Consider the following 12272-nt stretch of genomic DNA (forward strand, 5'->3'; position numbering starts at 1 on the left):
GGCGCGCGTGCCCGGGGGCCGGCCGGTCACGACACGCCGACCTGCGGTGACGCTCGGTCCCGCTTGCGCCGGGCGGCCGCGCGACCCCGGGTCGCGGCGTCCAGCTCCACCTTGCGCAGCCGGACCGCGGCCGGGGTCACCTCGACGCACTCGTCCTCGCGGCAGAACTCGAGCGCCTGCTCGAGCGACAGCACCCGGTGCGGGATGAGGGGCACCAGCACGTCCCCGGAGGACTGGCGCATGTTGGTGAGCTTCTTCTCCTTGGTCGGGTTGACGTCCATGTCGTCCGACCGAGAGTTCTCACCCACGATCATGCCCTCGAAGACCTGGGTGCCCGGCCCGACGAACATCGTGCCGCGCTCCTGCAGGTTGGCCAGTGCGAAGCCGGTCGTTGCGCCACGGCGGTCGGCGACCAGCGACCCGGTCGGGCGGGTCCGCAGCTCGCCGTGCCACGGCTCGAAGCGCTCGTGGACGTGGTGCAGCAGCCCGGTGCCCCGCGTCTCGGTGAGGAACTCGGTGCGGAAGCCGATCAGGCCCCGAGCGGGCACGATGTACTCCATCCGGATCCAGCCGGTGCCGTGGTCGACCATCTGCTCGAGCCGGCCCTTGCGCAGCGCCAGCAGCTGGATCAGCACGCCCTGGTAGTCGCTGGGCGCGTCGATGGTCAGCCGCTCCATCGGCTCGTGCACCTTGCCGCCGACCAGCCTGGTGACGACCTGCGGCTTGCCGACCGTCAGCTCGAAGCCCTCGCGGCGCATGATCTCGACGAGGATCGCGAGCTGCAGCTCGCCGCGGCCCTGGACCTCCCAGGTGTCCGGCCGCTCGGTGGGCAGGACCCGGATCGAGACGTTCCCGACCAGCTCGGCGTCCAGGCGGCCCTTGACCAGCCGGGCGGTGAGCTTCTTGCCGCTCTCCCCCGCGAGCGGCGAGGTGTTGATGCCGATCGTCATCGAGATGTTGGGCTCGTCGATCGTGATGACCGGCAGCGGCCGCGGGTCGTCCGCGTCGGCGAGCGTCTCGCCGATGGTGATCTCCGGGATGCCGGCGATGGCGATGATGTCGCCCGGCCCGGCCTCCTCCGCAGGCACCCGCTCGAGCGCCTCGGTCATCAGCAGCTCGGTGATCTTCACCCGCTCGACGCTGCCGTCGGCCCGGCACCAGGCGACGTTCTGGCCCTTGCGGATCTCCCCCTGGTGCACCCGGCACAGCGCGAGGCGGCCGAGGTACGGGGACGCGTCGAGGTTGGTCACGTGCGCCTGCAGCGGCGCCTTGTCGTCGTACGTCGGGGCGGGCACGGCCGACAGGATCGTCTCGAACATCGGCTCGAGGTCCTTGCTGTCGGGCATCGCACCGTCGGCCGGTCGCTCCAGCGACGCCCGGCCGGCCTTGGCCGAGCAGTAGAGGATGGGAAACTCGATCTGCTCCTCGGTCGCATCAAGGTCGAGGAAGAGCTCGTAGGTCTCGTCCACCACCTCGGCGATCCGGGCGTCGGGACGGTCGACCTTGTTGACGACCAGGACCACCGGCAGTCTGGCCTGCAGGGCCTTGCGGAGCACGAAGCGGGTCTGCGGCAGCGGCCCCTCGCTCGCGTCGACCAGCAGCACGACCCCGTCGACCATGGACAGTCCGCGCTCGACCTCGCCACCGAAGTCGGCGTGGCCCGGGGTGTCGATGATGTTGATGACGACCTCGCGGTCGTCGATCCGGTGCCGGACCGCGGTGTTCTTGGCCAGGATCGTGATGCCCTTCTCCCTCTCCAGGTCCATCGAGTCCATGACGCGCTCGTTGACGTCGCCGGTGTCGGCCTGGTGCTGGGAGAAGGCGCCGCTCTGCCAGAGCATCGCGTCGACCAGCGTGGTCTTGCCGTGGTCCACGTGGGCGACGATCGCGACGTTGCGCAGGTCGGAGCGGGTCTGAGCAGGCATGCGGGGACTCCACTGGGCGTAGACGCACCACTCGTGCGGAGTGTCGGGTGCAGCAGCGCACAGTGGATCTCGGAAGGGCCGGCCCAGTCTACGGAGGACCTGGTACTGGACACCATTCCGCGCCGAGCCGCACCCGTTCCGTGGGTCCGGCGGGAGGGGGCGTCCACCGGCCGGGCGTGAGATGACAAACTGACCGGCGCGGCGCCCGGCGACCTGCTCCCGGTCGAGACGCCGAGCGGGAAGCAACGACGAACTCAGAGGCGAACCGTGGGACGGCGATGAGCACTGGTACGACGAGCCCGGGGCGGGCGAAGATCTCGGCCCGTACCCTCCGGACCGACCGGTGGTGGGTGTGGCCCCTGCTCAACGCAGCCGGCCTGACCTTCTTCCTGGTCTACGGCACCTTCCGGATCTTCTACGACCAGAACTACTGGGTCGAGGAGTTCCACTACCTGGCACCGTTCTACTCGCCCTGCCTGTCCAACAGCTGCGTCGAGGGGTCCAGCCACTTCCTCGGGACGCCGCTGCCCAGCCTCCCCTCGTGGATGTCGCCGGCGATGTTCATCCTGGTGTTCCCGGGCGGCTTCCGGGCCACCTGCTACTACTACCGCAAGACCTACTACCGGGCGTTCTGGTTCTCGCCACCCGCCTGCGCGGTCGCCGAGCCGCACAAGGCCTACTCCGGCGAGACGCGCTTCCCGCTGATCTTCCAGAACGTCCACCGCTACTTCTTCTACTTCGCCCTGCTGGTCGCCGCCCTTCTGACGTACGACGCCTTCATCGCCTTCCACGGCGAGGACGGCGGCTTCGGCATCGGCCTCGGCACGGTCATCCTGTGGGTCAACGTGGTGCTGATCTGGGCCTACACACTCGGCTGCCACTCCTGCCGGAGCATCACCGGCGGGCGCCTCAACCACTTCTCCCGACACCCGGTCCGCTACTGGATCTGGACCCAGGTGTCCAAGCTCAACGCCCGGCACCAGCAGTTCGCCTGGTACTCGCTGTTCTCCGTCCTGGCGGCGGACTTCTACGTGCTGCTGGTCGCCAGCGGCGCCATCGAGGACCTGCGCATCTACAACTGATGCACCCGACGAAGCCCGCACGGAACCTAGACCGAGGATGACGCGACCGATGACCGAGATGCAGGGGTCCCCGACCGATCGCGAGCGATCCGGCGGCGGTGTCGACCGACACCGCTACGACGTCGTGGTGATCGGGGCCGGTGGCGCCGGGTTGCGGGCCGCCATCGAGTCGCGGATGCAGGGCAAGCGCACCGCCATCGTCTGCAAGTCGCTGTTCGGCAAGGCGCACACGGTCATGGCCGAGGGCGGCGCGGCCGCCGCCATGGCCAACGTGAACCCGAAGGACAACTGGCAGGTCCACTTCCGCGACACCATGCGCGGCGGGAAGTTCCTCAACAACTGGCGGATGGCGGAGCTGCACGCCAAGGAGGCACCGGACCGGGTCTGGGAGCTCGAGACCTACGGCGCGCTCTTCGACCGCACCAAGGACGGCAGGATCAGCCAGCGCAACTTCGGCGGTCACGAGTACCCCCGACTGGCCCACGTCGGTGACCGCACCGGCCTCGAGATGATCCGCACCCTGCAGCAGAAGGTCGTCTCGCTGCAGCAGGACGACCTGCGCGACCACCGCGACGCCGAGGCGATGATCAAGGTCTTCGCCGAGACCACGATCACCGCCCTGATGAAGGACGGCGACCGCATCTCCGGCGCGGTCGGCTACACCCGCGAGGACGGCACCCTGGTCGTCTTCGAGGCGCCGGCGGTCGTGCTCGCCACCGGCGGGATCGGCAAGTCGTTCAAGGTGACGTCGAACTCCTGGGAGTACACCGGTGACGGTCATGCCCTCGCGATGAAGGCGGGCGCGACGCTGCTCAACATGGAGTTCGTCCAGTTCCACCCCACCGGCATGGTCTGGCCGCCGAGCGTCAAGGGGATCCTGGTCACCGAGTCGGTGCGCGGCGACGGCGGTGTCCTGAAGAACGCTGACGGCAAGCGCTTCATGTTCGACTACGTCCCCGCCGTCTTCCGCAAGCAGTACGCGGAGACGGAGGAGGAGGCCGACCGCTGGTACACCGACGCCGACAACAACCGGCGCCCGCCGGAGCTGCTCCCGCGCGACGAGGTCGCCCGGGCCATCAACTCGGAGGTCAAGGCCGGCCGCGGCTCCCCCGCCGGCGGGGTCTTCCTGGACATCGCATCCCGGCTGCCCGCCGACCAGATCCGCAAGAAGCTGCCGTCGATGTACCACCAGTTCAAGGAGCTGGCCGACGTCGACATCACCGCGCAGCCGATGGAGGTCGGACCGACCTGCCACTACGTGATGGGCGGGGTCGAGGTCGACCCCGACACGGCCGCTGCGACGGTGCCCGGCCTGTTCGCCGCGGGCGAGGTGTCGGGCGGCATGCATGGCTCCAACCGCCTTGGGGGCAACTCGCTGTCCGACCTGCTGGTGTTCGGCCGCAGGGCGGGCCTCGGCGCGGCCCAGTACGTCGACGGTCTCGGGCGCGCCCGGCCGGCGGTCACCGACGAGGACGTCGAGACGGTCCGGGCCGAGGCGGAGGCTCCCTTCTCGGGCAAGGGCGGCGAGAACCCCTACGCCATCCACGCCGAACTGCAGCAGACGATGAACGACCTGGTCGGCATCATCCGCACCGCCGACGAGGTCCAGATGGCGCTGAAGAAGCTCGACGACCTCAAGGAGCGGGCCAAGAAGATCACGGTGCGCGGCGACAAGATCTTCAACCCGGGCTGGCACCTGGCGCTGGACCTGCCCAACATGCTGATCGTGTCGGAATGCGTCGCCCGGTCCGCGCTGATCCGCGAGGAGTCGCGTGGCGGCCACACCCGCGACGACTTCCCTGCCATGAGCGACGAGTGGCGCAAGGTCAACCTGGTGTGCCGGCCGGCCGGCGAGGGGGTCGAGGTGACCCAGCAGCCGCTGCCGGTGATGCCGCCCGAGCTGCTCTCGCTCTTCGACCGCGAGGAGCTCAGCAAGTACATGACCGACGAGGAGCTGGCGATCCTCCCCGAGGAGAAGTTCGAGGAGAAGAAGGCCTGATGGGCTACAACGCGCGGTTCAAGGTCTGGCGGGGCGACGACAGCGACGGGGACCTCGAGGACTTCACGGTCGAGGTCAACGAGGGTGAGGTCGTCCTCGACATCATCCACCGCCTGCAGGCGACGCAGGCACCGGACCTAGCGGTCCGGTGGAACTGCAAGGCCGGCAAGTGCGGATCCTGCAGCGCCGAGGTCAACGGCCGGCCCCGGCTGATGTGCATGACGCGCATGAGCACCTTCACCGAGGACCAGGTCGTCACGGTCACGCCGCTGCGCGCCTTCCCGGTCGTCAAGGACCTCGTCACGGACGTCTCCTACAACTACGAGAAGGCCCGTCAGGTGCCGGCGTTCGCGCCGCCGGCCGACCTCGCTCCCGGCGAGTACCGGATGGACCAGCTCGACGTGGAGCGCAGCCAGGAGTTCCGCAAGTGCATCGAGTGCTTCCTCTGCCAGGACACCTGCCACGTCGTCCGTGACCACGAGGACAACAAGCCGTCCTTCGCCGGCCCTCGCTTCTTCATCCGGCTGGCCGAGCTCGACATGCACCCATTGGACGCCAAGGACCGGAAGCGCCAGGCGCAGGACGTCCACGGCCTCGGCATGTGCAACATCACCAAGTGCTGCACCGAGGTGTGCCCCGAGCACATCAAGATCACCGACAACGCCATCATCCCGATGAAGGAGCGCGTGGTCGACACCAAGTATGACCCGCTGGTCTGGCTGGGCAACAAGATCCCGCGCCGGTCGGCCGTGGCGGCCAACCGCGTGCTGCACTCCGGCGACACCGCGAAGGCGGAGACGCAGGCCCGCGAGCGGCTGCGCAGCAAGCCGTCGGACCGGGCCGCTCTCGTCACCCTGCAGCGTGCCCTGCACACGCAGGGCCGCTTCGCGGAGGCGGCCGAGGCGACGCGCGCCCAGGTCGAGCACGCCGGGCGCAGCAGCTCGGCCCGGCTCGAGGCTCTGGGCGGTCACGCCTGGGAGCTGCTGTGCGCGGTCGAGGCCGGCCAGCTGGAGCTGGACCGGGTCGAGGACGAGGTCGCCACCTCGGTGACCCAGGCGCAGCGCTACGCGAGCACCGGCACCGTGCTCGCCGGCACCCACGCTCTCCACCACCTGGTGCACGGCCGCCTGTCCGAGGCCCTCGAGCACGCACGAGAGGCGATCAAGTGGGACCAGGACCGTGCCGCGCGCGCCGACGACCTGATCACCCTCTCCGAGGCCCTCGCCGCGCTGGGCGAGTCGGACGAGTCGCGCGACGCGATGAGGGAGGCACAGGTTCTCTGGCCCGACAACCCGCGGCTGGCCGGGGCGCGCAGCAACCTGGAGGACATGAACGTCCACGGGTGAGCGTGTGACGGGGCGCGACCCGCGGTAGGGGGAGGGTCTCCCCACCGGAAGGACGCACCATGCCCGACCTGCTGGACCCTGCGGACGTCGAGACCGCGCTCGGCGCCCTGCCCGGGTGGACCTTCGAGGACGACGCGCTCGTCAAGCGGGCCGACGTGCCGGCCGACAGCCAGGACGGCCTGCTCGAGTCGGTGGCGCAGGTGGCCGACGAGGTGGACCACCACCCCGACGTCAGCCGCGAGGCCGACGCCGTCGTCTTCCGGCTCCGGACGCACAGCGCCGGAGGGGTCACCAGCAAGGACGTCGACCTCGCGGCCCGGATCGACCGGATGCTCTCGGGCGCGAGCCGCGACACCGGCACCACCTGACCGGAGGGCACCGGGCGTCGACGCACCACGACGCGGCGACCACCGCACGTGATGGACGGGCACCTACACTTCGGGCGCCCCACCAGGAAGAGGCTGCCCCGATGCCCCGCGTCACCGTCGTCCCGATCGACGGCGTGCTCGACCCCAGGTCGCACGCGTCCGTCGAGGCACTCCCGGTCGCCGCCGAGGTCGCCCCGCTCGACGAGGCGACCGGGGAGCTCCTGCTGTTCCTCGGCCGCACCGACGTGCTGGTGGGCAGCGGAGTGAGAGCGCTGCACGACGCGCTGGCCTCGAGCGGGTCGGACGCGGCCGTGGGCACCGCGGACGCCGGCGGCGTCGCCGGTGCCCTGCTGTCCGCCACGACCGGCACGACGGTCGCGCTGACCCCGGCGCTGCTCGAGCACCAGACCGTCGCGGCGGTGCTCTGGCGCCGCGCAGCGTGGGACCGGCTGGGTCTGACCTGGCCGGTCGACGGCCCGCGCCGCGGCACGATGGCGGGTGCCCTGGCCGCGGCCGCGTCCGTCGACCTGGTGCCCGAGCCGGTGACGGCCGAGCAGGCGCGTCCGCCGCGGCTGCGCCGGAGCCACCACCACCTGCGGGCGGAGGACCTGGGCGACGTGCTCGCCGAGATCGACGACCTGGCGGCCGTGGGCGCCGGCCTGCCGGCCGTGGCCCGCGCGCACTGGTTCGGCGCGGTGCTGGAGCCGGCTCTGCGCGCCGCGCTTCCCGGCCTCGCCGAGGCCGACGACGACGTACGTCGCGAGCTGGTCGGGCGCGTCTCGACCGCCGTGGGCGGCGACGACCCGGCGATGCTGGCCGGCCTGCCCGCAGTCACCCGGCTCACCTACCACCTCGCGTCACGAGGGCTCGTGGCGGAGGTCGCCGAGGTGGTGACGGCCGAGCGGAGCGGCGCACTGCGGCTGAGGCGCTGGGTCGCTGACGGGGAGGAGCGCCTGGCCGACCTGCCGTTCCGCGACGGTGCCGACCTCGCGGTCCCACGTGACGTCTTCCGGCTGGATGGTGAGATCGACCTGCGCGGACGGGTCGAAGGGGTCCGCTGGCAGAAGGGCCTCCTGCACGTCGAGGGGCACGCCTACCTGCGCCTTGTCGACATCGAGCGGGCGGACCGAGACCGCCTTGAGCTGGCGCTGGTGCGTGGCACGGACGGCCGGCGGATCGAGCTCCCGGTCGAGCGGGTCCTCCGCCCGGACGTCACCGTCCGCTCGCGCGACCCCTACAGCTACGACTGGGCCGGGTTCCGCACCGTCCTCGACAGCCGCCTGCTGCGTGACGACCAGGGGTGGAGCCCGGCGACCTGGCGGCTGGAGGCGACCGTCACCGCTGGGTCGGTGTCCCGGACCCGCAACGTCGCGGCCACCACCCCGGGCGGCGCTCGGCATCCCGCGCTGCACGAGCCGGAGGACGCCGCGGGGGCGGTCCGCCTCGTGCCGGTCTCCGGCCGCGGCACCTTCGCCGTGGAGGTCGAGTACCTGCCGGCGGTCATCACCCGGGCCCGCGTCACCAAGGGCGCCGAGGGCACCGTCGTGCTCACCGGGCGGCTGCGACGCCGCACCCGGCGCCGCTCGACGACCCTCACGCTGCGCCGGCTGTCGGGCGCCGAGGTGCTTCAGGTGCCGGTCCGGGTGGCCGGGCTCGCCGGCCGGCGGTTCACCGCGAAGGTTCCCACGAGGACGCTGCTCGCCCTGGCCGCCGACGACCTCGAGGGACAGGCCGCCTGGTCGGCCCGGTTCACCCTGCCCGGGGTGGACCGCCGGGTCCCGCTCCGCGCGGCGAGCGACCTCGCGCCGGCGCGTGCCGCGACCGGGCGCCACGACGTGGAGGTGTCCCGCACCGCGAACGGCCGGGTGGAGATCGCGGTCCGGCGGGCGCACCCCGTGGTCGACGGCGCGCGCTGGGACGGCGACACGGTCGAGCTCGTAGGGAGCTGGCCGTCCGGGCTCGACGGCACCGTGGTGCTGGCCGCCCGGCGCACCGCCCGGGACCGGGTGCTCGAGGTCCAGGTCGCCGGCGGCCGGTTCGTCCTGCGGCTCTCACCGGCGGCCATGCCGACCGTCGCGGGCGACCTGCCCCTGCCGTACGGCACCTGGCTGCTCCTGGTCCGTCCCGACGACGACGCCCGTGCCGGTGAGGACGGCGAGGAGCACGGCGTCCCGCTCGCCGCGGAGCCCGGCGTCCTGGCGAGGCTGCCGATGGAGCACGCGGTCGGCACCAAGCCGTTCACGGTCACCGAGGAGGACGGCGACCTCGTGCTCGAGGTCGGTCCGGACCTTCGCGACGACGAGCGGGGCCCGGTCAACCAGCACCGGCTCCGCTGGCAGGACTTCCCCGCGTTCCTCCGGCAAGGGGTCCGCGACGAGGTCCTCTTCGAGAGCTACGAGAGCCGTGCCTACGGCGACAACGCTCGGGCGATCTACGAGGAGCTGCGGCGGCGGGTGCCCGGCCTGCCGTGCCGCTGGATGGTCGTCGACGGCCAGACGGCGCTCCCCGACGGGCTCCAGCCGGTGCGTCGCTACGGCCGCGACCACTTCGAGGCGCTGGCCAGGGCCCGCTACGTCGTCGTGCCCAACTACCGCCCGATGGAGCCGTGGTTCGAGACGCCTGACGCGCAGGTCGTCGTGCAGACCTGGCACGGCGCGCCGTTCAAGCGGATCGCGCTGGACAACCCGCGGTGGGACGCGATGACCACCCAGCGATACACCGAGATGATCAAGGGTGAGTCTGCCCGGTGGGACTACCTGGTCTCCCCCAACCCGCCCAGCTCGCACATCCTGCGGGGAGCGTTCGGCTTCGAGGGCGAGCTGCTCGAGACCGGCTACCCGCGCACCGACGTCTTCCACGCGCCGGACCGCGAGGAGCGGGCGGCGGCCGTACGTCGCTCGCTCGGTCTGGACGCGGACGTCCGGGTGGTGCTGTACGCGCCGACGATGCGGGACGACCACCGTTACTCCGGCAACCGCTACAGCCTGGACATGCAGCTCGACCTCGAGGCGGCCCGCCGCGAGCTGGCGGACGACCACGTGCTGCTGGTCCGTCGGCACGCCAAGGTGGTCGACAGCGTGCCGGGCGTCGACGGGTCGTTCGCGCTGGACGTCTCGTCGTGGCCGGACGTCAACGAGCTGCTGCTGGCCACCGACATCCTGGTCAGCGACTACTCGTCGCTGATGTTCGACTTCGCGGTGACCGGGCGGCCGATGCTGTTCTTCAGCTACGACCTGGCGGACTACCGGGACCGCCTGCGCGGCTTCTACTTCGACCCGGAGCGCCAGCCGGGTCCGCACCTCGCCACCTCGGCCGAGGTGGTCGCGGCGATCCGCGACATCGACGCCGCCTGTGCGGCGCACGCCGACACCTACGCCGCCTTCCGGGCCGACTTCACCCCCTGGGACGACGGCCACGCGGCGCAGCGGCTGGTCGACCGGGTCTTCCGCGAGCACCTCTGAGCACAGCGAGGCCCCTGCCGGTGCTCGGCAGGGGCCTCGTGACCCGGTGACCGCCGGGTGCGGGAAGGGCCGTCAGGCCAGCGCGGGCGCCTTGTCGGTGTGCGCGGTGAAGGCCTCCTCGGTCGGGTCGACCCGGCGGAGGTGGACGAAGCCCGCGATGCTCAGGAGCAGCATCAGGCCGGCGCCGACGAAGGCTGCGATCGCGGCGTACATCGCGATCTGCGCCATCTTCCAGAACGCGTAGGCGTTGAGCAGGAGGCCGCGCAGCGTCTCGCCGCGGAAGGCGGTCTGCACCAGGGCCGCAGCCTCGGCGTCGTCCGGGTTCTCACGGGAGATCGTGGAGAGCTCGGAGTAGGTCTTGCCACCGGTCGACTCCTCGAGGTGGACCGCGATGAAGTGGTCGGCGTAGGCCTTGGCCTGCTCGCCGTTGACCAGCTGCTGCTCGGCGTACTGGTTGATGTACGGACCGATCTTCGGGTCGGCGGTCGCCTCACCCTTCGGCGGGAAGAAGACGTTCTGCTGGCTCAGCTGCGTGGTGACCTGGTCCTCGATGAAGGTGTTGGCCCAGACGAGGAGGCCGCCTGCCACGAGCAGGATCGCGGCGAGCACGAGCCCGCCGGTGGTGAGCAGGATGTCGAGAGTTCTGCGGCGCATGGCGGCACCTAGTCCTTCCTGGTGACCGGTCGGGCGACCGGTGCGGTTCGCCCGTCGTCCGGGCCTGTCCCCAAGATCGGTGCTGGTCGTCGCGCACGTCAGGGACGAAGGTCCCGGGGTCCGCACCTGAACGGCCCCGCTTTCGCGGGACGTCCGGTCCGTCGGGTCCGGCTCGGCCCGCTCGACGGGCTCAGCTCGAGCCGTCGGCCAGGACGTGGGACGTACGTCCCGGCACTTCCGGGTCGAACGGTTCTGCTCCGACGCCCAGCCTCGTCCGAGGGTTGGACCAGACGTCGAAGGGCGGCGCTGACAGCGCGGGAGATGACGACCATGAGCGAGTTCGAGGGCGAGCGCACCGCAGCCAGCGGGAACGAGCGGGCTTTCATCGCGGTGGGGCTGGACGAGGGGCCGGCGTCGGCAGCCGCGCTGAGGTGGGCGGCCGAGCACTCCCGGTCGACCGGACTGCCCCTGCGCGTCATCCATGCCTGGCAGCTGAGCGCCCTGGGCGCCGCCGCCGTGACCTCCGGAGCGGGCGACTACCTGCAGGCCGCGACCGAGGACGCCCGCGCGCGGGCCACCCGCTGGGTGCTGGACGCCCTGGGCGGCGACAGCGCCGAGGTCCGCTGGACCCTCGACATCGTGGAGGGCCCGCCCGGACCGGCTCTCGTGGGCCGGTCCCGGGAGGCCAAGGCCCTGGTGCTCGGGACCCGCGAGCACACGGGGCTGCGGCGCGCAGTAGTGGGCTCGGTGAGCCACTACTGCCTGTCGCACGCCGTGCCACCGGTCGTCGCCGTGCCGGCCGACCTCGAGCTCACCGCAGCAGCCGGCAGCCGCCACGGAGGCATGACCGCCCCGCCACCGCTGCTCTGATGACGCACCCCGACGACCGGTCCCGACACGCTGATGCGCCCGCACCCTTGGCGGCGAGGGTCTTGACGGCGCATGGTGGGGCCGTGGACCCCTCGGTGTCCGGCCGCGACCCTGCGCGGTCTGGTCCCCGCACGGCAGAGCAGCGGCTGCGCGTGCAGCGGGACGTCCCCGTCGTCCAGCACGTCCGCTACCTGCAGCGACGGGCGGGCTGGTCGCATGCAGCCGAGCAGCAGCGCCAGGAGCACCTCCGGAACCGACGGGTCCAGGTCCTCGCCCTGGTGACGACGATCCTGTGGCTGGCCGCGCTGCTCGTCCTGCTCCGCAGCGCGTGAGAGCCGGCCCGGTCGTCCCGGGCCGGCTCTCGACGTCAGGCTGCTACTGCTTGGCCGCCGCCGTCACGAAGCTGAACACCGAGGACTCGGCACTCGCGCCCGTGGGGTCCGTCGCCCGCGCGTACCAGCCGTACCTGGTCCCCGCCGTCAGCCCCTTCCAGGTCACCGTCGCAGTGCCACCGGAGGCGATGTCGGCCGAGCCGATCACCGTCGTCCCTCGGACCGCCATCCCGAT

Annotated in this window: 9 protein-coding genes and 1 pseudogene; 7 read left to right on the forward strand and 3 right to left on the reverse strand. The window is 71.7% G+C overall.

All coding sequences use genetic code 11. From position 1 onward, the window contains the following. Positions 1-26 precede the first annotated feature (26 nt). Complete coding sequence (typA, locus tag VK640_12215) at positions 27-1925, reverse strand: translational GTPase TypA (protein HTE73949.1); 1899 nt, start codon at positions 1923-1925, stop codon at positions 27-29. A 278-nt stretch (positions 1926-2203) separates the two neighbouring features. On the opposite strand from typA, the gene VK640_12220 reads away from it, so the two are divergent. The 5 genes and pseudogenes from VK640_12220 (at position 2204) to VK640_12240 (ending at position 10181) form a co-directional block, all read left to right on the forward strand. Next, positions 2204-3007 carry a hypothetical protein gene (locus VK640_12220; protein HTE73950.1) on the forward strand — a complete coding sequence of 268 codons (804 nt, stop codon included), beginning with the start codon at positions 2204-2206 and terminating at the stop codon, positions 3005-3007. A gap of 49 nt (positions 3008-3056) precedes the next feature. Next, positions 3057-5006, forward strand: coding sequence for a fumarate reductase/succinate dehydrogenase flavoprotein subunit (locus tag VK640_12225; GenBank protein HTE73951.1), 1950 nt, complete (start codon positions 3057-3059; stop codon positions 5004-5006). Continuing rightward, positions 5006-5749, forward strand: a pseudogene (locus VK640_12230) (succinate dehydrogenase/fumarate reductase iron-sulfur subunit). The gene VK640_12225 and the pseudogene VK640_12230 overlap by 1 nt, the downstream one beginning before the upstream one ends. Positions 5750-6411: 662 nt before the next feature. Then, positions 6412-6720, forward strand: a complete 309-nt coding sequence (locus VK640_12235) for a 4a-hydroxytetrahydrobiopterin dehydratase (protein HTE73952.1) — start codon at positions 6412-6414, stop codon at positions 6718-6720. A 101-nt stretch (positions 6721-6821) separates the two neighbouring features. Further along, complete coding sequence (locus tag VK640_12240) at positions 6822-10181, forward strand: CDP-glycerol glycerophosphotransferase family protein (protein ID HTE73953.1); 3360 nt, start codon at positions 6822-6824, stop codon at positions 10179-10181. 72 nt (positions 10182-10253) lie between these two features. Here VK640_12240 and VK640_12245 read toward each other — a convergent pair whose 3' ends face one another. Then, positions 10254-10835: a hypothetical protein gene (locus tag VK640_12245; GenBank protein HTE73954.1), complete on the reverse strand. Its 582-nt coding sequence runs from the start codon at positions 10833-10835 to the stop codon at positions 10254-10256. A 330-nt stretch (positions 10836-11165) separates the two neighbouring features. On the opposite strand from VK640_12245, the gene VK640_12250 reads away from it, so the two are divergent. Both VK640_12250 and VK640_12255 read left to right on the forward strand, forming a co-directional pair. Continuing rightward, a complete protein-coding gene (locus VK640_12250) occupies positions 11166-11705 on the forward strand; it encodes a universal stress protein (GenBank protein HTE73955.1) in 540 nt (179 codons plus the stop codon). Positions 11706-11788: 83 nt separating this feature from the next. Continuing rightward, complete coding sequence (locus tag VK640_12255) at positions 11789-12037, forward strand: hypothetical protein (protein ID HTE73956.1); 249 nt, start codon at positions 11789-11791, stop codon at positions 12035-12037. Positions 12038-12080: 43 nt separating this feature from the next. Here VK640_12255 and VK640_12260 read toward each other — a convergent pair. Continuing rightward, the coding region (locus VK640_12260) for a hypothetical protein (protein HTE73957.1) at positions 12081-12272 on the reverse strand (192 nt) is incomplete at its 5' end.

Source organism: Actinomycetes bacterium (assembly GCA_035489715.1).
Classification (GTDB): Bacteria; Actinomycetota; Actinomycetes; order JACCUZ01; family JACCUZ01; genus DATHAP01.

Coding starts and splice junctions, on each gene's coding strand:
- VK640_12245 (HTE73954.1), bottom strand. CDS start 10,835: ATGCGCCGCAGAACTCTCGACATCCTGCTCACCACCGGCGGGCTCGTG.
- VK640_12250 (HTE73955.1), top strand. CDS start 11,166: ATGAGCGAGTTCGAGGGCGAGCGCACCGCAGCCAGCGGGAACGAGCGG.
- VK640_12240 (HTE73953.1), top strand. CDS start 6,822: ATGCCCCGCGTCACCGTCGTCCCGATCGACGGCGTGCTCGACCCCAGG.
- VK640_12225 (HTE73951.1), top strand. CDS start 3,057: ATGACCGAGATGCAGGGGTCCCCGACCGATCGCGAGCGATCCGGCGGC.
- VK640_12220 (HTE73950.1), top strand. CDS start 2,204: ATGAGCACTGGTACGACGAGCCCGGGGCGGGCGAAGATCTCGGCCCGT.
- typA (HTE73949.1), bottom strand. CDS start 1,925: ATGCCTGCTCAGACCCGCTCCGACCTGCGCAACGTCGCGATCGTCGCC.
- VK640_12235 (HTE73952.1), top strand. CDS start 6,412: ATGCCCGACCTGCTGGACCCTGCGGACGTCGAGACCGCGCTCGGCGCC.